The sequence below is a fragment of the Pseudonocardia sp. HH130630-07 genome (assembly GCF_001698125.1).
GTDB lineage: Bacteria > Actinomycetota > Actinomycetes > Mycobacteriales > Pseudonocardiaceae > Pseudonocardia.
The window spans coordinates 3,036,003-3,054,592 of record NZ_CP013854.1; the positions used below are offsets into that span (position 1 = coordinate 3,036,003).

At 69.1% G+C, this 18,590-nt stretch carries 21 protein-coding genes and 1 tRNA gene; 11 read left to right on the forward strand and 11 right to left on the reverse strand.

Features of this window, described 5'->3' with window-relative positions; translation table 11 throughout:
- Window positions 1-150: 150 nt before the first annotated feature.
- Window positions 151-1,575 (reverse strand): IS1380 family transposase, encoded by a 1,425-nt coding sequence (locus AFB00_RS14695; protein WP_068797110.1) that lies wholly within the window; start codon window positions 1,573-1,575, stop codon window positions 151-153.
- A gap of 538 nt (window positions 1,576-2,113) precedes the next feature.
- Between AFB00_RS14695 and AFB00_RS33250 the strand changes: the two genes are divergently transcribed.
- The 3 genes from AFB00_RS33250 to AFB00_RS33255 all read left to right on the forward strand — a co-directional run bounded on the left by AFB00_RS33250 (window position 2,114) and on the right by AFB00_RS33255 (window position 4,837).
- Window positions 2,114-2,827: an adenylate/guanylate cyclase domain-containing protein gene (locus tag AFB00_RS33250; protein ID WP_156819541.1), complete on the forward strand. Its 714-nt coding sequence runs from the start codon at window positions 2,114-2,116 to the stop codon at window positions 2,825-2,827.
- Window positions 2,824-3,324 carry a Pycsar system effector family protein gene (locus AFB00_RS36215; protein ID WP_083275531.1) on the forward strand — a complete coding sequence of 167 codons (501 nt, stop codon included), beginning with the start codon at window positions 2,824-2,826 and terminating at the stop codon, window positions 3,322-3,324. The genes AFB00_RS33250 and AFB00_RS36215 overlap by 4 nt, the downstream gene beginning before the upstream one ends.
- Before the next feature lie 115 nt (window positions 3,325-3,439).
- Complete coding sequence (locus AFB00_RS33255) at window positions 3,440-4,837, forward strand: PIN-like domain-containing protein (RefSeq protein WP_197519859.1); 1,398 nt, start codon at window positions 3,440-3,442, stop codon at window positions 4,835-4,837.
- A 174-nt stretch (window positions 4,838-5,011) separates the two neighbouring features.
- Here the strand turns inward: AFB00_RS33255 and AFB00_RS14705 are convergent, their stop codons facing one another.
- Window positions 5,012-5,833: an aminoglycoside phosphotransferase family protein gene (locus tag AFB00_RS14705; RefSeq protein WP_068797709.1), complete on the reverse strand. Its 822-nt coding sequence runs from the start codon at window positions 5,831-5,833 to the stop codon at window positions 5,012-5,014.
- A 190-nt stretch (window positions 5,834-6,023) separates the two neighbouring features.
- On the opposite strand from AFB00_RS14705, the gene AFB00_RS31920 reads away from it, so the two are divergent.
- Window positions 6,024-6,173, forward strand: coding sequence for a hypothetical protein (locus AFB00_RS31920; protein ID WP_231974388.1), 150 nt, complete (start codon window positions 6,024-6,026; stop codon window positions 6,171-6,173).
- A gap of 31 nt (window positions 6,174-6,204) precedes the next feature.
- Here the strand turns inward: AFB00_RS31920 and AFB00_RS14710 are convergent, their stop codons facing one another.
- Window positions 6,205-6,696 (reverse strand): YajQ family cyclic di-GMP-binding protein, encoded by a 492-nt coding sequence (locus AFB00_RS14710; RefSeq protein WP_068797710.1) that lies wholly within the window; start codon window positions 6,694-6,696, stop codon window positions 6,205-6,207.
- 97 nt (window positions 6,697-6,793) lie between these two features.
- Between AFB00_RS14710 and AFB00_RS14715 the strand changes: the two genes are divergently transcribed.
- From AFB00_RS14715 to AFB00_RS14740, 6 genes are all read left to right on the forward strand, one after another.
- Window positions 6,794-6,875, forward strand: a tRNA-Tyr gene (locus AFB00_RS14715).
- 167 nt (window positions 6,876-7,042) lie between these two features.
- A complete protein-coding gene (locus AFB00_RS14720; protein ID WP_068797711.1) occupies window positions 7,043-7,591 on the forward strand; it encodes a GNAT family N-acetyltransferase in 549 nt (182 codons plus the stop codon).
- Window positions 7,592-8,073: 482 nt separating this feature from the next.
- Window positions 8,074-9,447, forward strand: coding sequence for a cytochrome P450 (locus tag AFB00_RS14725; protein ID WP_068797712.1), 1,374 nt, complete (start codon window positions 8,074-8,076; stop codon window positions 9,445-9,447).
- Window positions 9,444-10,481, forward strand: a complete 1,038-nt coding sequence (locus AFB00_RS14730; protein ID WP_068797713.1) for a terpene synthase family protein — start codon at window positions 9,444-9,446, stop codon at window positions 10,479-10,481. The genes AFB00_RS14725 and AFB00_RS14730 overlap by 4 nt, the downstream gene beginning before the upstream one ends.
- Entirely contained in the window at window positions 10,478-11,512 is a 1,035-nt protein-coding gene (locus AFB00_RS14735; protein WP_068797714.1) for a polyprenyl synthetase family protein, read from the forward strand. The genes AFB00_RS14730 and AFB00_RS14735 overlap by 4 nt, the downstream gene beginning before the upstream one ends.
- A gap of 66 nt (window positions 11,513-11,578) precedes the next feature.
- Complete coding sequence (locus AFB00_RS14740) at window positions 11,579-12,337, forward strand: sulfite exporter TauE/SafE family protein (protein WP_068797715.1); 759 nt, start codon at window positions 11,579-11,581, stop codon at window positions 12,335-12,337.
- Between the two features lie 26 nt (window positions 12,338-12,363).
- Here the strand turns inward: AFB00_RS14740 and AFB00_RS14745 are convergent, their stop codons facing one another.
- The 6 genes from AFB00_RS14745 to AFB00_RS14770 all read right to left on the reverse strand — a co-directional run bounded on the left by AFB00_RS14745 (window position 12,364) and on the right by AFB00_RS14770 (window position 15,618).
- Window positions 12,364-12,753 (reverse strand): hypothetical protein, encoded by a 390-nt coding sequence (locus AFB00_RS14745; protein WP_068797716.1) that lies wholly within the window; start codon window positions 12,751-12,753, stop codon window positions 12,364-12,366.
- 78 nt (window positions 12,754-12,831) lie between these two features.
- Window positions 12,832-13,791: a GNAT family N-acetyltransferase gene (locus AFB00_RS34040; RefSeq protein ID WP_197519860.1), complete on the reverse strand. Its 960-nt coding sequence runs from the start codon at window positions 13,789-13,791 to the stop codon at window positions 12,832-12,834.
- Between the two features lie 113 nt (window positions 13,792-13,904).
- Window positions 13,905-14,423 carry a 2'-5' RNA ligase family protein gene (locus tag AFB00_RS14755; protein ID WP_231974389.1) on the reverse strand — a complete coding sequence of 173 codons (519 nt, stop codon included), beginning with the start codon at window positions 14,421-14,423 and terminating at the stop codon, window positions 13,905-13,907.
- A gap of 29 nt (window positions 14,424-14,452) precedes the next feature.
- On the reverse strand, window positions 14,453-14,809 hold the full coding sequence (locus AFB00_RS14760) for a VOC family protein (RefSeq protein WP_068797717.1): 357 nt from the start codon (window positions 14,807-14,809) through the stop codon (window positions 14,453-14,455).
- 9 nt (window positions 14,810-14,818) lie between these two features.
- Complete coding sequence (locus tag AFB00_RS14765; protein WP_068797718.1) at window positions 14,819-15,292, reverse strand: SRPBCC family protein; 474 nt, start codon at window positions 15,290-15,292, stop codon at window positions 14,819-14,821.
- Window positions 15,289-15,618 carry an ArsR/SmtB family transcription factor gene (locus tag AFB00_RS14770; protein ID WP_068797719.1) on the reverse strand — a complete coding sequence of 110 codons (330 nt, stop codon included), beginning with the start codon at window positions 15,616-15,618 and terminating at the stop codon, window positions 15,289-15,291. Before AFB00_RS14770 ends, AFB00_RS14765 begins: the two co-directional genes overlap by 4 nt.
- 675 nt (window positions 15,619-16,293) lie before the next feature.
- Between AFB00_RS14770 and AFB00_RS14775 the strand changes: the two genes are divergently transcribed.
- A complete protein-coding gene (locus AFB00_RS14775) occupies window positions 16,294-16,656 on the forward strand; it encodes a hypothetical protein (protein WP_068797720.1) in 363 nt (120 codons plus the stop codon).
- Between the two features lie 69 nt (window positions 16,657-16,725).
- Here the strand turns inward: AFB00_RS14775 and AFB00_RS14780 are convergent, their stop codons facing one another.
- Together AFB00_RS14780 and AFB00_RS14785 are read right to left on the reverse strand one after the other, a co-directional pair.
- Complete coding sequence (locus AFB00_RS14780; RefSeq protein WP_068797721.1) at window positions 16,726-17,454, reverse strand: CocE/NonD family hydrolase; 729 nt, start codon at window positions 17,452-17,454, stop codon at window positions 16,726-16,728.
- 150 nt (window positions 17,455-17,604) lie between these two features.
- Entirely contained in the window at window positions 17,605-18,528 is a 924-nt protein-coding gene (locus AFB00_RS14785; protein WP_068797722.1) for a CocE/NonD family hydrolase, read from the reverse strand.
- Window positions 18,529-18,590 lie beyond the last annotated feature (62 nt).

The following is an 18,590-nucleotide window of genomic DNA, read 5'->3' on the forward strand; positions in this document are numbered from 1 at the left end:
AGCCCTGGTGATTCACGGAGCTGCGGATTGACCGCGTGATCGGCTGGCGGCGGATCCGGTCCGGTTCGTTCGATGGGTGGGCATGGCGAAGGGGCCGGCCTGCGCGTTCTGCCGGGAGCTCCCGCCGCTCGTCGTGTCGGGCTTCGGAGATCAACCAGCAGGAACAGGCAACGCGCACAGCCGCGCGAACGCGCGGGCGAGATCGACCGCCCAGGGCCAGGACCGTTGGATGCGGACCCAGACTCGGCGTTGCCCGCGGGTGATCCGCGCGGCGGTGTGCAACAACCGGTAGCGCAACGCCTTCGGCTCGACCTTCGCCAGGTCGCCGTCGAGAAGCAGGCGCTGGGTCCAGGTGATCAGGTCGACCGCGAGCATGACCACGGTCAACCACGCCGCGTTGACGGCGAAGGACCGGGACGGGAAGTGGTTGAGGCCGGTGTCCTTGCCGCAGCGGATCCGGTCCTCGACCCGGGCGTGGGCGCGGTGGCGGGCGTCGAGGAAGGCGAGCTGCCCGACGCGGGTGTCGGTGGCGAACGCGGTGTAGCGCCAGCCGTCACGCTCCTCGAACGCATCGAGCTGCGCGCCGGGATGCGGCCGTTCACGACGGACGACAACGCGGGTCCCGGCCGGGTAGTCGACCAACGCGGAGGCGGGGAGCAAGCCGGTGATCTCGGCCAGCCCGGCGCCGTCACGGTGCCCGCCGTCAGCGTCGACCGCCTCGGCCCACACCGTCTTCGGGACCAGGCTGATCACGGTGCGTTCGCGGTCGGTGACGGCCCAGCCGACGGAGAACTCACAGCTCACCGCTGTGTCTTGTTGCGCTCGGATGTGGGCGAGGAAGGCTTTCGTGGCGCCCGCGGTGTCGGTGCGGACCAGGATCGGGTGCCCGTGACGGAACGCGTCAGGGATCTGGGCGAGCGCGTCGTCGAGCACGCTGATGTGATCCGCGGCGGTGTTCGCACCGGCGTTCCCGCGGCGCAAGCGGGCGGCGAGGAACTCGCCGGTGTTGTCGCAGAACGCCAGCATCGGGTGATACCCGAACGTCTTCTTGAACGTGGGCGTGGCCTGTTCCTTCTCGCTGTGGGCGATGACGATCGTGGCGTCGAGATCGATCACCAGCACGTCCCGGCCGTGCCGGCGCAGGTCGCGGCCGGCGACCCGAGCCGCGGGAAACGCGCGACCATCGACGTCGGCGTGCTGGGCCCAGACCACCTCCCGGGCCCGCGCCCGCCCCGCCGCGATCGAGGACAACCGGCGCTCGTCGAGCTTGTCGAGCAGTCGCCAGCAGGTCGAGTCCGATGCCACCGACCCGAACACCGCGCCCTGATCGGCCAGGACCGCGATCTCGCAGATCCTCGTGGCCCCGTCGGCGACCGCGACGGCCAGATCGACCAGCACCCGCCCCGGATCATGACGCGCCCGAGCTCGTCGCAGCGGTGCGAGCGCGGTCGAGAGTTCACTGGCCAACGTGGTCCGGTCGGCGACATCGGCCAGCAGACGCGACCCGACGTGCGACACCACCCCAGCGCCGTCGGCGGTCACGATGACCGGTGGGCGCGTGCTTGTAGTCTGCACTCGGAAAGTGCCTCCTCGACCATGGCGGACAGGGCTTCGACACCCGCTGTCTTACCTGGTCACGAGGCACTTTCTTCAGTTGGGGTCGGAGATCACCGGCACAACCCGTGAAGAGTCCGGGCTAGACATCTCCACTCCCTCGGCGTGTCGCAGCGGAACGACCACCACTACTGAGAACACCTCACTGTCACTTCTTCCATCGGGCAACGGTCCATCGTCGGCTCCTGCCGTTGATTTCCGGGATTTCCCGGGGCGAGCCCGCTCCCCTGCGTCTCTGAGTGCCATCCCGTCGACCTGTCGCCAGACCGACCGTGCGGGTGGCCGTGCGGTACGCCCCACGGGAGGTCGGCGGGATGGCACGACGCCACCATCCCGGAGACCTGCCTGCCCGGCGAGGGCCCTTTTTGCCCAGCGACCGTAGATCGCGGACTGCGTGCTGTCGCCCGCCAGCGACTAGCGCCGATCCCACATGTTGTGCTTACATGGCTGTTGTTCCACAACATATGACTTTTGAGCTCTCTGTTGGAACGGAGATTGCGTGAGCCTGGCCGACGAGATCACGACGGCGGTCACTGGCGTCGTCACCAGTGACTGGAACATTCGTAAAGGTGTAGTAGTCCCAAGAACAGAGGACATTGCGCTAAAAAATGGCGCTGTCGAGCTTGACGCGGTCTATTTGTACTCTGACATGGCAGACTCCACAGGGCTTGCGCGTGACTTTGCCCCGACCACAGCGGCAAAAGTTATCAGGTCCTATCTCGACGCCACTTGTCGTGTAATCAATGCCCGCAACGGAAAGATTCGAAGCTTCGACGGAGATCGAGTCATGGCGATTTTCGTGGGCGAGTCCAAGAACTCGGATTCGGCAAAGTGCGCTCTACAAATCAACTATACCGTGAAGCATATCGTCAAACCGATAGTCGAGAGGAATCTGTCGAGCTTGACCTCGAAGGGCTACAAGCTCAAGCATTGTGTTGGCGTCGCCTCTGGCAAATCGCTTATTGTACGAGGTGGCGTCCGCGGGAACAATGATCTGGTTTCGGTCGGGCGGCCACCAAACATCGCCGCCAAGCTGAGCGACATACGCAACGATCCGTACTTCACATATATCACGAAGGACGTCTTTGATCGACTAAACAAGGAATCAAAGTACGGTAAAGATGATCGTCTAATGTGGGAAGGCCCATACCTTCGAGACGTTGGCGGCGAGAATCTCCACGTGTACAAGTCTAGCTGGTACTGGAAGCCATGAGCGATAGCGGTATAGAGAACGCGTGGAAGATTCATGCAGCTATATCGGACTGGACTGGCAAGGTCGACACCAAAGCATCATTCGCGTTGACCCTTGAAGCGGCTGGCCTGTCGGCGATCGTACTGCTTACACGACCTCAGCAGCCCCTTAGTCAGATCTCTTCGCAGCTCGGGCTAGCTACTTTCTGGCTCGGCTGCATCCTATTGTTTTCTGCGGCACTTGCTGCTATTGCTGTAGTAATGCCCAGAATTCGGTCGGACCGTACTGCCCAAGAGTGGCCTGACAACTATATCTATTTTGGACACCTCCGGCACTGGAGCTCCGATGCCTTGGCGGATCGACTCCAATCTTCGAAGGACGATATTCTTCCTATTCTGAGTAGGCAACTTGTCAATATGAGCAAAATCGCTTGGAGGAAACATCGAATTGTTCAAGTTTCGCTTGCTCTGGCCATGCTAGGCGGATTCTTGGTAACCACTGGCGGTCTAGTTGGATAAACAGCACACAGGTGGACTAAAAAGCATTTTGCACAGCCTCGGCGAGCGGCCAGCTACGACCACGACCTTACGGAGCCGGTGAACTACACCGCCGACATGACAGTAGAGTTGAACTATGCGCCCATCTGACCAGACAGATTTGCGAGCGACCCGTCGCCTGTCTACTGACTTTTCGGGTTATCTCAGGCCAGAAGAGCTGAATTATCGAAAGCTCGACGCGGCCGCTACTGTTGTCCTCGATGCTAATGTACTGCTTGACCTTTACGAACTCGGTAGAGCTCCACGCAACGAGGTAATGGAAGCTCTTCGTGGTTTAGGAGCGCGTCTATGGGTCCCTTACCAAGCAGCTCTTGAGTTCAGCCGCAACCGAACTACTACAGTGCGAAATAGGCAGGGGAAGTATAAGGCGATTGCGTTATCCTTGCGAAATGCCCCAGAAGCCGCCGCGCGAGAGCTCTATAAGCCAGTCGAGAGGCTCATAGAACTTCGCGCGAAGGCGCGCACTACGCACGATTGGCTCCCACAAGCGCACTCGTTAACGAAGGACGACCTAACTAAGATGCTTGCAGGGACGATTAATGCCGCGCTCGAAGAGATCGATCGCCTCCAAAAAGAGCAGGATGTCACAACGGAGGCAGTTCATACTGATGACCATCTATTCTTGGAGGTAGACGAGCTCTTGGCCGGGAAGATCGGTTCGCCGTTCCCGGCAAACGAGCTCCGCTCGCACGTCGAAGAAGCCGTCAGTTTCCGGTTCCCGAATGAAATCCCTCCTGGTTACGACGACGCTGGCAAACCTACGGATCTGCTGGCAGCCGGGGACTATCTTCTTTGGCGACAGGTAATCGAACATGTGCGCGTCATCCAAAAGCACGAGATGGCTCCAGTTGTGCTTGTCACGAGCGAACGTAAGGGGGACTGGTGGGTCCTGAAAGATGGCGAATCGACCGGTGCCGCAAGACCCGAGTTAATTCATGAGCTTGCAGAAGAGGCCAGCGCCTCCCTCATCCTGCTATCGCTGGCAGAGTTCGTTCGCCTGGCGAAAGAGCGACCGAACTCGCATATCTCCGATGACACAGTGGAGCAACTGCGCGAGGCGGCGACCCCGGACAGCGGTCAGCTCATTCTGAGTTCGTTGAGCTCAACGGAGCTAACAGCCCTAGTCGGTAGACTTATAAGAGCAATGGGGTTTGATAACGTTGCCATACTCCGCAGCGATAATACTAAACATGCTTTCGCTACAGCGGGCGGGAACGGAAGAAGGGCTGTCGTTGGCCTACTTATCGACGATACGCGCAGACACAGCATGACAGAGTTCACGAATTTCCTCGAAGCCGCAAAGCTGGACGGGCATTCGGATGTGATCGCGTACGTCGCGCTCCGCCCGGCGCGGTTTCATGTTAGAAAGGCCGCGCGGGAGGCTAACGTACTCCTGATGGATGGGCCACGCCGTTACGGCGCACTCGAAAGTGAACTCGGAATTGTTGCCGCCCCTTATGAGCCAATTCCTTAGCGAGTCGGGGCTCGCCGCGCGGGGACCGGCCGGAGGCCGCACGCTCCGCGCGGCGCCGTAGGCGCCGCCTTGATACCGAATGGAAGGTCTAGACACGGCGCGCTGGCTCCGTTGTCGTGTCCCGGCTGATGCTTGACGTTCCGGTCGCACCTGATGCTTGACGTTCGGGCGCGGTCAGACGGTGCCGGCGTCGACCACGGTCACCCACGCTTCGGCTCGATCGGCGTCGGCGCCGCTGGTGATCGCGATGCTCCGGGCGTGGGGTCGTGTCGTGTCGAACTGGTCGTCGCTGAGCTTCAGGGCGAGCACGGCGACGTCGTAGGCGGCTTCGCCGTTCATTCCACGTGGGTCGATCACCCACAACCGCGAGTGTCCGCGCAGCACGTTGGGCGGCGAGAGGTCGGCGTGGCACAGGCGGTCCGACGCCCCGTTGTCGAGCTGGTCGAGTACCGCGATCGCGGCGCGTCGGTCAGCGGGAGCAGCGGGACCGCGGTGCGGCGGCTGGTTGTCGATCGGCGGGTCGATGAGGCGTCCCCGGAGCCACGGAATGATGCTCGGCGCCTTCGGTGCGCCCGGCTGGTCGAGGAGCGTTCGCAGCTTGATCGCCACTGCTTCCAGGTCGGCCGGGTTCGGTTCGTCCTCGGCGAGTGAGGTGCCGGGGGTGACGGCGTCCATCGCGGTCCACGTGCTGGTCTGGGTCTGCCGCACGAGGTGCACGGCGGGCGCGAGGTCGACGCAGGCGAGGCGGTCGAGTACGGCGGCCTGGTGGACGGCGTCGTGGTCGGGACTTGATCGCAGGACCAGGTGTGCGCCGGTGACGCTGGTGGCCTCGACGACGTGGGCGAACCGGGCTCGGAAGATCTGGCCGGTCGGGGTCACGGCGAGGTCGGCGCAGACGTCGGTCAGCTCGGTGGGCAGGGCGTCGATCCACGCGCGTGCGCGGTCGGGCCACCGTGCCGTTGCGGCGTGTGCGACGTCGGGTCGAAGTCCGGTCACGGGCGCAGTGCCTCGATCAGGGCATGCATGTCGTCGACGACGGCGATGGCGTCCGCGTCGGTCAGTCCCTCGGCCCGCTCCGGTCGCACATCTGACGCCCGGCCGTCGCCGTCGCGGGGCCCCTACGGGCTACGGGCTGCGCGACCTCCGCCACTACTTCGCCACGGTCCTGATCTTCGGCGGAGCCAACGTGAAGACGGTCCAGCTCGCCATGGGGCACACCACGCCGACGGTCACCCTGAACACCTACGTCGGGTACTGGCCGGACGCCGTCGACCAGACCCGGACGCTGGTGGATTCCGCGCTCAGTTGTACCGGGTTTGTACCCGGCACCCCCTGAGTCAAGGTCTCAGCAGCTCAGGGCCGGTCGGTCACCGGTAGTTGGTGAACTGCAGCGCGATGCCGAAGTCCTTCGACTTGAGCAGGGCGATCACCGCCTGCAGGTCGTCCTTCTTCTTGCCCGACACCCGCAGCTGGTCGCCCTGGATCTGGGCCTGGACGCCCTTGAGCTTCTCGTCGCGGATGGCCTTGCTGATCTCCTTGGCCTTGTCCTGCGCGATGCCCTGCAGGATCTTGCCGCCGGCCCGGTAGGTCTTGCCGGAGATCGCGGGCTCGTCGGCCTCGAACGCCTTCAGCGAGATGTCCCGCTTGATCAGCTTCTCCTTGAACACCTCGATGCCCGCGCGCAGGCGCTCCTCGGTGTCGGACTCGAAGGTGATCGCCTCCTCGCCGGCCCAGGAGACCGTGGTGTTCGTCCCGCGGAAGTCGAAGCGCTGGGAGAGCTCCTTGCCGGCCTGGTTCAGCGCGTTGTCGACCTCCTGCCGGTCCACCTTGCTGACGACGTCGAACGACGGGTCGGCCATGTGCGGGTCCTCCTCCGGGGTCGGGGCCCCCTCGTCGGGGGCGCACGTGTCGTGTCGTATCCTCGTCCACGCACTGAGAGAGATCGACGTGCACCCCGGCTGGTTGCCCGAGCGGCCAAAGGGAGCGGACTGTAAATCCGTCGGCGTAGCCTTCCCAGGTTCGAATCCTGGACCAGCCACAGCAGGTGAAAGAGACCCCCGACCAGCGGAAACGCCGGAACCGGGGGTCTCTTTCGTTGTCCGGGTGTGTCCGGGGATCCAGCTCCTCGTGTCCGCTGCGGCGTGCGCCGATCAACGGAGCGGCGACGGGGTCCGGCGGTGCGGCCCCGGGTGCGACGATGGCGTCATGGGTATCCCGACTCCGACGCTGGAGACCGGACGGCTCCGGTTGCGGCCGTTCACCGACGCCGACGCCGACGCCGTCTACGCGTTGCAGAGCGATGCCCACGTGCTGCGTTACTGGGACTCCCCGCCCTGGACCGACCGCGCGTCGATCGCGCGCTTCCTGGGCCGTTGCCGGACGATGGCGGAGGAGGGCAGCGGCGTGCGGGTGGCAGTCGAACGCACGGCGGACGGCGCCTTCATCGGCTGGTGCTCGGTCAACAGCTGGAATCCCGACTGGCGCAGCGCCTCCCTGGGCTACTGCCTCACCGAGGCGGCGTGGGGACGCGGCCACGCGACGGAGGCGGCGCGGGTCCTGCTCCGGTGGGCGTTCGGCACGTTCGACCTCAACCGGGTCCAGGCGGAGACCGACACCCGCAACGTGGCCTCCGCGCGGGTGCTGGAGAAGCTCGGATTCGTGCGCGAGGGGACGTTGCGGGAGGACTGCATCGTCAACGGTGATGTGTCCGACTCGTGGGTGTACGGCTTGCTGCGGCGTGAGTGGGCGGGCTGACCTGAGGTCGCTCGCCGAGCACCCGGCCGCGACGTGCTCAGCGCGTTCCGCGGAACGCGCCCCCTGACAGCCGGAGTCGTCCGGTCTGGCCGGTTCCGCACTCTCCTCGCGGGGGATCCTCCCCGAAGTTCCTGGTCAGGCCCCGGTCAGGACGCGCGTCCGCTATGGACCGGACGATTCTCCGTGCCGCACTCCACTTCGCCCGGCGTCGTGTCCCAGTGGTCTGCTCGATGTTCCGCCATCCGGCGGCGGACATCCCGGCCGTCGCCGAACCCCGGCGCCCGGGGAGCCACCGCCGGCCACAACTGCACCGAGTGCGCGGGACGGCCGCCCCGCCCGCCCGGCTCACTCGTCGTCCCCGGGAACGGACGCATCTCGCAGAACGCGTCCCGGACCGGTGGGAACGCGCTGTACATCGACCGCCGTCGTGTCGCCCGAGGGCGATCCGCGGCGGTTCGCACGATCGGATCGTGGAGGAAACGATGGCCGTCACCTCGGAGAACCCGCACTACCGGCTCGGCGAGGCACCCGGACGGATGCCGTTGGTCGGCAACGCCCTCAAGATCTTCTCCGATCCCCTGAACTACCTTCCCGCGCTGCGCGAGCAGGGCGACGTCGTGCGCGTGAAGCTCGGACCGGACACCGCGTACATGGCGGTCACCCACGACGTCGTGCAGGAGGTGCTGCACAACCCCCGGATCTTCGACAAGGGCGGGGAGTTCATCGACAAGATGCGGGTGATCCTCGGCGACGGGGTGGGGACCTGCAGCGTGAACACGCACAAGCGGCAGCGGGCGTTCATCCAGCCGGCGTTCTCCAAGCACAAGATCACCGGGTACACCGAGGTGATGGCGACGCAGGCCGCCCGGCTCGTCGAGTACTGGCGGCCCGGGCAGGAGATCGACGTGCTCGAGGAGATGAGCAGGCTCACCACCCGGGTCACCGCGCAGGCGATGTTCTCCGACCCCGACGTCAGCGCCGCGGCGATCGCCGAGGTCCAGCGGTCGTTCCCGGTGGTGTGGAAGGGCGTCTTCCGCCGGATGATGGTCCCGCTGCCGGTCGTGCACGAGATCCCGACCCGGGCGAACCGGGAGTACCGCCAGGCCCTCGACCGGCTCGAGGGCGTCATCTCGACGATGGCCGAGGCCTACCGCCGCGACGAGCGCGAGCGCGACGACATCCTGTCGATCCTGCTGGCCGGGCGCGACGAGGACGGTCACCCCATGACCGACACCGAGATCCGCGACGAGCTGATGACGATCCTCGCGGCCGGTGTCGAGACGCCGGCGTCCGGGCTGGCCTGGGCGCTCTACCTGACGAGCAGGCACCCCGGCGTCGAGGCGCGGCTGCACGAGGAGGTGGACGCCGTCCTCGGCGGGCGGACCGCGACGGCCGAGGACCATCCGCAGCTGCCCTACACCAACCGGATCGTGAACGAGGCGCTGCGGATGTACCCGCCGGTCTGGTTCATCACCCGGCGCGCGACGACCGACACCACCCTGGGCGGGCACCACGTCCCGGCCGGGTCGAGCATCCTGTTCAGCCCGTACGCGCTGCACCGCGACCCCGCCGTGTTCGCCGACCCGGACGGCTTCGACCCCGACCGCTGGCTGCCCGAACGCCTGCGGGAGCTGCCGCGCAACGCGGTGATCTCGTTCAGCGGGGGCAGCCGCAAGTGCCTCGGCGACGTCCTGGCCAACCACGAGATGACGATCGCGCTCGCCACGGTCTCGGCCCGGTGGCGGCTGCGGGAGAAGCCGGGACACGTCCTCAAGCCGGTACCGAAGGCGGAGCTGACCATCGGTCACATGCCGATGATCGTCGAGCCCCGTGACGGTGGGGGGACGGCGGCATGAGCACCCTGCACACCGACCGGCTGCAGATCTGGCCGGCCGAGGACCATCCGCTCCTGCAGCTCCCGGAACGGATCTCGCCGCACGTCGAGGAACTGGAACGCAGCATCCTCGGGTGGGCCGACGACTTCGCACTGCTCGACGACGACCGGGCCCGGCGCAAGCTGGAGCGCACCCGGCTCGGTGAGCTGATCGCCCGTTCCTACCCGCGCATCGAACCGGACCGGATCGAGGCGATGGCCGGCTGGTTCGTCTGGGCGTTCGTCATCGACGACTGCTTCGACGACCGTGTCGAGGACTACGGGGTCACCGCCGGCCGGGTGCTCGACGTCCTCGCCGGCGTCCCGGTCGGGTCGCCCACCCGGCTGGAGGCCCAGCTCACCCGGATGTGGGAGCTCGCCTCGGCCCGGTGCAGCCGGCACTGGCGCATGCGGTTCTCCCTGCACATGGCCCAGTTCATGGCCGCGTTCGAGTACGAGGCGGCCAACCGGGGACTCGGCCGGGCGCCGGGCCCGGTGAGCTACACGCAGCTGCGCCGCGCCTCCGGCGGGATCACGCCGTCGCTGGACCTGCTGGAACTCGCCGCCGGGCGGGAGGTCCCGGTGCTGATCCACGAGTCCGAGCAGCTGCGCGCGATGTTCGACCGGGCGGCCGACGTCGTCGTCTGGGTCAACGACGTCGTGTCGCTGGAGAAGGAGCTCGCCGCCGGGGAGACGAGCAACGGCGTGCTCGTCCTCGCCGCGGAGCGCGATCTCGGGCTGCAGGACGCGGTGACCGCCGTCTACGACCTCGTCGCCGCCCAGATCGAGGAGTTCCACCACACCCGGGCCGACCTCACCCGGCTTCTCGAGCAGTGGGCCGGCCTGACCGCGGACGACGTCGCCGCGGTCGAGCTGTTCGTCGACGGCATGCGGTCCTGGATGCGTGGCAACCTCGAGTGGTCGCGCACCTGCTCGCGCTACCGGGTCGCCGACGGGGTGCGCCTGAGCACCGACACCGGCCTGGTGACCGCGCCCGGCGCGCCGGGACCGCGATGACCGCGACGGCCCGGCCGACCGGCCTGGACGCACCCGAGCTGGCGGCTGCGCGCACCCGTTCGTTCGAGGCGCTGCGCGACGCCGTGCAGCGGCTCTGTCCCGCGGTGGCCCACGTCGCCGGTTACCACGCCGGCTGGACCGACGAGCGGGGCCGGCCGCTGGAGCGGTCGTCGGGCAAGGCGCTGCGCCCGGCACTGGCGCTGCTCGCGGCACGCGCCGCCGGCGCAGGGGAGGAGCACGGCATCGCGGCCGGGGTCGCCGTCGAGCTGGTGCACGACTTCTCGCTGCTGCACGACGACGTCATGGACGGCGACACCGAGCGTCGCCACCGCCCGGCGGCCTGGACGGTGTTCGGCACCCCGACGGCGATCCTCACCGGCGACGCCCTGCTCGCCGCGGCGGTCGAGGTACTCACCGAGGCCGAGGGCCCCGGACGCGCCGAGGCGATCCGCCTGCTCCTGGGCACGGTCCGGCGGCTGATCGCCGGGCAGGAGCGCGACGTCGCGTTCGAGACGCGGCACTCGGTCACCGTCGAGGAGTACCTGGCGATGGCCGCCGGCAAGACCGCCGCGCTGATCACCGCGGCGGTCACGGTCGGACCGCTGCTCGCCGGGGCCCCGCGGCCGGTCCTCGACGACCTGGAGGGCTACGGGCGCCACCTCGGCCTGGCCTTCCAGATCACCGACGACCTGCTCGGCACCTGGGGCGCCCCGGAGATCACCGGCAAGCCGGTCCTCGGCGACATCCGGCGCCGGAAGATGACGTTGCCCGTCGTCGTCGCGATGGCCGGCAGCGGTCCCGATGCGCAGTGGCTGCGCGAGGTCTACCGGGGCGGGGACGTCCTCAGCGACGAGGAGGCCGCGCGGGTCGCGGACGTCGTCGAGCGCAGCGGCGGGCGCGCGGCGGCCGAGACCCGGGCCCGGCACCACGTGACCTCGGCGTGCCGCTACGCCGAGCGGCTCGGGCCCGGTGACGGTGCGGTCCGGCACCTGGTGGGTCTGGCGACGGCGGTGGCCGACCGGAGCAGCTAGAACGACGCCCGCCCGGGCGGGAGCACGGCTCGATCCCGTTGCGCTGCGGTGGGACGATCGTCGTCGATGCCGTCGCTCGCCCAGATGCTGGTGCTGGTCCCCGCCGGGGTGGCGGCCGGCGCGCTCGGTGCCGCGGGCGGGATCACGTCCCTCGTGTCGTACTCGGCGCTCCTCGCCGTGGGCCTGCCGCCGCTCCCGGCGACGGTGGCGAACCTGGTCGCCTGCGTCGCCACCGGTCCCGGTGCCGCGCTCACCAGCCGGAGCGAGATCCGGTCGGTGGCGGCACCGTTGCGGCGTGCGCTGCTGCCCGCCGTCGTCGCCGCGGCGGTGGGCGCCGGTCTGCTCCTGACCACCTCGCCGGGGGTCTTCTCGGTGGTCGTGCCCTACCTGGTGGCACTGGCGTCTCTGGTCCTGCTGGTGCAGCCACGGCTGACGGCCGCGGTCGCCCGGCGGGCGGAACGCCCACGGAGGGCGGCCGTCCTGCTGCTGGTGCTGGTCTCGCTGTACGCCGGGTACTTCGGCGCCGGGTCCGGGATCATGCTCCTCGCGCTGCTGCTCGTGGTCGTCGACGAGCGGCTGCCGGTGGCGAACGCCATGAAGAACGTCCTCGTCGCTGTGACGGCCCTGGTGTCGGCGCTGGTCTTCGCCGTCGCGACGCCGATCGAGTGGGCGGCCGTCGTCCCGCTCGCGATCGGCCTGTTCGCCGGGAGCACGGCCGGGCCGGTGATCACCCGGTTCGTGCCGCCGGTCGCGGTGCGGTGGGGGGTCGCGGTGCTCGGGCTGGTGCTGGCGGTCGATCTCTGGCTGGACGGGGCGTCGGCCTGAGGGGGACGGTCACCGGCTCGGCTCGGTCAGGACCAGTCACGACGCTGCCACCACGGACGCCCGGGGGGCGCGGCCGGAAGTGGTACCGAGCCGGTGAGCAGTCGCTCGTTCATCGTCCGCACCCGGCGGCGCAGCGGAGCGGCCGAGCGCTCGTCGAGCGCCGCGACGGCCGATTCGAGCACGTCCCAGGCCCGCTCGGCCCCGTCCTCCTCGAACGGGTCCCGCGCTCCGCGGTGCTGTTCCGGCGGGATCCGCGTGTAGTGGTCCCAGAAGCGGAGCGCCCACCCGACCTCGGCGGCGCACGGACCGGGATCGTCGAGGAGATCGAGGGCGTGGCAGGTGGTGCGAGGGAGCCCCTGGATGGACGCGGGCGGGCGGTAGAAGCGGCGGCCACGGGGTGGATGCCTACGCCCCATCGTCCTTCCCACTGCGTGTCATGACGCCGAGTGTGTGCCGCCGCGGGGGATAGCGCCACCGACCCACCCGGCTGCCGGTCAGAACGATCGGAGAGCGTCCCCATCGAGGCGCATGACCTCGATCTCGTCGAGACCTCGAGCCTGTAGCCGACGGTAGAAGCGGATCGCGTCGACGTTCGTCCGCAGCACCCACCACTCCACACGGCCGCAGCCGCGGGCGTTCGCGATGTCGGTCAGATACTTGAGCAGGATCCGACCGACGCCCCGGCCCCGCCAGATGCGATCGACGTAGAGATCGTCGAGGTGGATGCCCTGTCGGCCCAGGACCGTGCTGTAGGTGGGGTAGAAGAGGGCGAAACCGACCGGGCGCTCGCGGACGGCCGCGATGACGGCCTCGGCGACCGGATGGGCCCCGAAGAGCGCGTCGGTCAGGCTGGAGGGGCTCGCCGTCACGTCGCCGGGGAACGCTTCGTCCTCGGCCAGGGCGACGACGAAGCGGTGCAGGGCGTGGATGTCTCCCGGGACCGCCGGGCGAACGACCAGATCGGACACGACCGTCCGGTCGTGCGGTGGCCGTGTCATCGGCTCTCGACCGCGAGGGGTCCGATGAGCACGATGCAGGCCGCGGCGGTACGTCCGGCCCCGGTCCCCGGTGCGTCGGCCACGACGAGCGTGGTCGACGGTAAGGCGATGGTCATCGGTCCTCCATGGTCGGTCCACCGTGATCGGTCGGACGGTCGAGTCCTCGCCGGAGAACGAGCGTCCACAGGACGACACGCTCCCGGTTTGCGGTGTCCCCGGAGCGGGTCGCCCGAGCGGTGCGCCGTCGTCCCGGGCACACTCCGCCGGCTGCGCACCGCGAGCCCGGCCCGGTGGACGAGCCACGGCAGCGAGCCGCAGCGCGGTGTCGGCGGACAGGTCGTTCCCGGCGACGAGGATGCGTTGCGGAGGACGCCGCCCGTCGGCGGTCAGCCATCGTGCGGTGACCGGGCAGCCGTGCTCGGTCCAGGAGACGGTGCGGTGCGGGGTGTCGGACATCGTGGTTCCCGATCCGTCGGGAACTGTCTCCGGGAGTGCCGTCATTACGACGACGCGCGCCACACCACCGCTCCGGCGATCACCACGCGGGGACCGTAGCGCGAACCCGTCGATCACGCCCCCGGATTCGGTCCGGAGCGCCGCGGGCCGAGCGGTAGTTCGGCGACACCGCGCCACCCGCCCGGCGCGTCCGACCCCTGGAACAGGTGGGCCGCGGTCACGGCGGCCCGGATCGGCAACCGGCGTGCGACCTCGGCGGCCGCGCTGCGGAGCCGGGCCCGTTCGCCGTGCGCACCGATCGTGAGGTGCGGGACCGAGGAGCCGAACGCGCCGCCGTAGGGCGGGTACTGCGGGAACGCGGCGACGACCGCGCCGAGCAGCGCGCGGAAACCGCCGTCCGGCCGCGGGGCGAGCCACACGACGTCGTCGCCGAACCACCGGACCTCGTCGAACGTCACCTCGAAGCGGGGGACCGAGGCGACGGCGGCACGCAGCCGGTCGAGGTCCGCCGGGCCCAGGTCGGAGGGCGCGCCGAACGGGTAGACGACGGTGACGTGCGCCGGAACGCCCCAGACCGCGGTCCGGTCCAGCTCGGTGCGCAGTGGACGGACGACGGCGTCCGCTTCGGGCACCGGCACGATGACCGCGCTCTGCTCGGAGATCACTGCCCGGCCGGTTCCAGCAGGCAGAACTCGTTGCCCTCCGGGTCGCGGAGGACCGACCAGCCGGGGGCGTCGCCCTGCCCGATGTCCACCCGGCGCGCACCGCGTCGTTCCAGCCACGCGAGCGTCGCGGCCGGGTCCGGCGTCAGCAGGTCGAGGTGGAGCCGGTTCTTGCCGCGCTTGTCCGCTGCGCCCGGGACGAAGAACAGGCTCGGGCCCGCGCCCCCCGGCGGACGGACCTCGACGCCGTGCGGATTCGGTTCGCACAGCTCACCGCCGAGGGTCTCGGCCCACCAGCGGGCGCAGGCCGCCGGATCGTGTGCGTCGATCGTCAGTGCCGCCCAGCTGATTCCCATCCCGGCACGCTACGGCGCGAGGACCGTCCGGTAGTGCTCGGTGAGCGCCTCGTCGGGGCCGCGGTGCACCGGGACCGGACCTCCGCCCAGGACGGCGGTGAGCGCACCGAAGCAGCGGTCCCACCCGGCGGCGGTGTTGGCCGTCCACCCCGGGTCGGCGACCGGATTGGCCAGGTGCAGCGTGCAGCCGTCGCCGTCCGGGGTGAGCGTCCAGCGCAGGTGTTCACCGGACCAGAGGAAGGCCAGCACCCGGGGCGGGTCCAGCTCGGTGATCTCCGCGGTGTCGACGTCGTCGGGACCGAACCGGAAGGTGATCAGCCCCCCGACGCGGACGTCCGCCTCGACCTCGCACGGGAACCACCGGCTCAACCGGTCCGGCTCGGTCAGGGCGGCCCAGACCCGGTCGACGGAGTGCGGATACCGGCGGGTGACGTGCAGGACGGTCCCGGCGGGACCGCGTTCGACTCGGACGTCGGTGCTCATGGGGTGTCCTCTCCGCGGGGGTGGGTGGCGTCCAGGTGTGCGCCGAGATCGTCGAACCGGTCGGTCCAGTACGCCCGGTGCGGCGCGAGCCACGCCTCGGCTTCCGCCAGTCCGCCGGGGCGCAGCAGGTAGCGGCGTTGCTGTGACTCCGTCACCACCTCGACCAGCTCCATGTCGCGCAGCACCCGCAGATGCTTCGAGACGGCGGGCTGGCTGATCTCCAGGGCGTCGACGAGCGCCCCGACGACGCATCCGTCACGTCGCCGGAGCTCGTCGAGGATGGCCCGCCGGGTGGGATCGGCGAGCACGTCGAAGACATCGCGCACCGGACGAACATGCCGTGAACAGTATATGCCTGTCAAGGCATGTCATCCGCTGGCCGGAGTCGGGCGGGGGTAGGGCAGGGGCGAGATCGGATCGGGATGGGACCGGAGTGGGGACGGACCGCCGGGCCCGGTGAGCGAGCCGGGCGCTCCGGCGGCCGGATCGCTGACCTGGTCAGCGATCCGGGAGGACGCACACCGTCCTGCTCGGCGGCCGGCTCGTCGTGGGGCGGCGGGGGCGGTGGGGCCGTCGGGTGTCCCACGTACGCGTGAGCGGCCCGCGCTGGGCGACGTACCCCGGTCGGGTCCCGACGGCACCGGACGGCTCCGTTTCGTGTCGTACGCGGAGACTCCGGGGTGTGTGAGGGTGATGCCAACCCGATCAGGTCGGAAGACGGTCTCACCGAGCGTGTCCGGGGCGAAGGTTGCGCGTCCGTTCGGGTCCACTGTGGTGACCGACGGTCGTGGTCCGCGGCCGGGAGGGGTCGTTGCATTCGCGGCCGGAATGCCGGAAGAGAGCAGTATCCTCGCATTAAGTAATGTTGCTGGTCCAATGGTGGTAGAAAGTTCGCTGAATCGGGGATCGGGGCGATAGCGTTCTGTGCATCGGCGGGGCTCCCGAACCCACGCCGAACACGCCGGTCCAGAACGGACCCGTACACAACGGAGAGAAATACTGTGCTGAAGAAGGCTGGAATCGTCACCGCCGGTGTCACCGCCGGACTGCTCGCCATCTCGCCGCTGGCGTTCGCCGGTGACGCCGGGGGGGACGGCCACAAGCACGGCGACAAGAAGGTCGTCAACGCCGACCAGATCAACAACATCGACGAGTCGCGTGACTCGGCGCAGTCCGGCCTGGTGAACATCGGCGACGTGAACGCGCTGAACAACGCCAACGTGCTGTCCTGCTCGCTGAACGGCGCCGACGTCGCCGCCAGCGTCCTGGGCATCCTCGGCGGCCAGGCCGTCAACGGTGAGGACGCCCCGAGCTCCTCGGAGTGCTCGCCGGGCAAGACCGAGCAGGTCAACGTCCAGGACTGACCTCGCTCCACCCGTCGGCCGACCGATTCCGGGACTGTCTTCCCGGAATCGGTCGGCCGTTTCGGTGTGTCAGGGGTGATAGGGGAGTACCACGTGCGAGGGGTGGTCCGGTCCGTACCGGATCTCGTAACGGATCTGCCGGCCGGTGACGGCCGCCGCCATTCGCTCGCCCGATCCGTGGTTCCGGGCGAATCGCGGGAACGCCGCCGCAGCGACCTGCACCCGTATCCGGTGTCCGGCCCGCACCCGGTACCCGGTCGGGCTCAGCGCCATCCGGACGACCGTGGTCCCGTCCGGCGCGGTCGCCTCCCGGCCCGGCACCAGGCGGTGCATCGCGTCGGTGATGTTGAGCGACGTCCCGTCCGGGGCGACGTCGCACACCCGGACGAACACGTCGCCCTCGCCGGAGTCGGTCCGGACGTAGACCACCGCGGAGACCGGGCCGAGCAGGTCGACGTCGGTGTCCACCGGCGGACCGGTGTAGACCAGCACGTCGTCACGGCCCTCGACGGCGCGGTTGTCGAGCTGCTTCGCCGGGGGTTGCAGCATCGGCCCGCCGACGGTGGGTGTCGGGTCCGCCGGGTCGTAGACGAACGTGTCCACCCCGCGGACGCCCGCGGAGTCACCGCGCAGCCGGCCGCCGGGGGCCAGGTACCACTCGGTCGGCTGCGCGTCCGGCGGTGGCCAGCACGGCAGGTCGGTCCAGCGGTCGGCGTGCTGGACGTAGGCACGGACCGGCGCCCGGCCGTCGTGCTCCTCGCCCCGCAGGTGGACGCCGAGCCAGTGAGCCTTTTTCAACCTGACCAGCGAGCTTCTGCGTCAGGAGATCGCGAAGGTTGCAGCGCAACTGCTCTGACCACAGCTGCACAGGTCACCGGCTCGCCAGCTCGGCGTCTGCACCCACACAACCAGGCCCCTGAGCTGCCGGAACGGCAGGTTGAAAAAGGCTCAGTGCACCATCTCGTGCGCGATGGTCGGTAGCGACCTGCGGTCGCCGTGGCTCCAGGGCCCGATCGTGAGCCGTGCGGTCGCCCCGCCGCGCTGCAGCGCGGTGAAGTCGACGACCTGCCGGTCCAGGAACAGGTCCCACCAGCCGGTGACCATGCAGACCGGTGGCATCGCGGCGGCGTCGAAACCGTCGTGCTCGGCGGGTGCCCAGAACTCGCGGGGCTGCTCGGCCTGCTCGACGAAGTCCCGCCAGAAGACGACCGGGGCCCCGGTCAGCGCGACGTCGGCGGCCTGCAGCGGCAGCGAGGCCACGGCGCGGCGCTTGCGCCGGCTGAACACCGGGGTCGCGAGGAAGCCGGTGACGGCGCCGAGCCGCTCCTGCCGGCCGATCTGGTTGACCCAGCTCGCCAGGTTGAGCAGGCCGGGAGCGCCGCCCGGGTAGAACGTGCTGGTGAACTCCGACGCCGTGATGTCGGCGTTCATCGAGCACAGGCCGGGATCGGCGTACGGCGCGATCGCCCACTGGGTGTGCCCGACGTAGCTCGGCCCGGCGGTCGACACCCGGCCGTCGGACCACGCCTGTTCGCGCACCCAGGCCAGGGTGTCCAGGCCGTCCGGGCTCTCGTGCAGGAACGGCCGGAACTGCCCGCCGGAGCCGAACGTCCCTCGGGTCGACTGCACCAGCACCTGGAACCCGCGCCGGGCCAGCAGGGACCCGGTGATCGCGCCCAGGCCACCGCGGCCGTAGGGCGTGCGCATCAGCACCGTGGGGCGGGGTTCGACCGGGCCGGGCGCGCGGTAGAGGTCCGCGAGCAGCACGACACCGTCGGACAGCGGGACCCGAAGGTCCCGCTCGCGCACGTACGGCGCGGCGCGGGTGAATCCCAGCCGCCGGTCGACCAGGCGCTCCGCGAGCGCAGCCATCGTCACCTCCCCCTCGCCGCCCGCGGGCTGCGGGCTGGCCCGATCGTAGAGAACCGGGCCGT

What these genes read in the sequence shown, in the direction of transcription:
- AFB00_RS14720 (WP_068797711.1), top strand. Translation starts at nt 7,043, where the DNA reads ATGGGTATCCCGACTCCGACGCTGGAGACCGGACGGCTCCGGTTGCGG.
- AFB00_RS33255 (WP_197519859.1), top strand. Translation starts at nt 3,440, where the DNA reads ATGCGCCCATCTGACCAGACAGATTTGCGAGCGACCCGTCGCCTGTCT.
- AFB00_RS14745 (WP_068797716.1), bottom strand. Translation starts at nt 12,753, where the DNA reads ATGGGGCGTAGGCATCCACCCCGTGGCCGCCGCTTCTACCGCCCGCCC.
- AFB00_RS14765 (WP_068797718.1), bottom strand. Translation starts at nt 15,292, where the DNA reads ATGAGCACCGACGTCCGAGTCGAACGCGGTCCCGCCGGGACCGTCCTG.
- AFB00_RS14740 (WP_068797715.1), top strand. Translation starts at nt 11,579, where the DNA reads ATGCCGTCGCTCGCCCAGATGCTGGTGCTGGTCCCCGCCGGGGTGGCG.
- AFB00_RS14730 (WP_068797713.1), top strand. Translation starts at nt 9,444, where the DNA reads ATGAGCACCCTGCACACCGACCGGCTGCAGATCTGGCCGGCCGAGGAC.
- AFB00_RS14760 (WP_068797717.1), bottom strand. Translation starts at nt 14,809, where the DNA reads ATGGGAATCAGCTGGGCGGCACTGACGATCGACGCACACGATCCGGCG.
- AFB00_RS14710 (WP_068797710.1), bottom strand. Translation starts at nt 6,696, where the DNA reads ATGGCCGACCCGTCGTTCGACGTCGTCAGCAAGGTGGACCGGCAGGAG.
- AFB00_RS14725 (WP_068797712.1), top strand. Translation starts at nt 8,074, where the DNA reads ATGGCCGTCACCTCGGAGAACCCGCACTACCGGCTCGGCGAGGCACCC.
- AFB00_RS36215 (WP_083275531.1), top strand. Translation starts at nt 2,824, where the DNA reads ATGAGCGATAGCGGTATAGAGAACGCGTGGAAGATTCATGCAGCTATA.
- AFB00_RS34040 (WP_197519860.1), bottom strand. Translation starts at nt 13,791, where the DNA reads ATGTCCGACACCCCGCACCGCACCGTCTCCTGGACCGAGCACGGCTGC.
- AFB00_RS14735 (WP_068797714.1), top strand. Translation starts at nt 10,478, where the DNA reads ATGACCGCGACGGCCCGGCCGACCGGCCTGGACGCACCCGAGCTGGCG.
- AFB00_RS14785 (WP_068797722.1), bottom strand. Translation starts at nt 18,528, where the DNA reads ATGGCTGCGCTCGCGGAGCGCCTGGTCGACCGGCGGCTGGGATTCACC.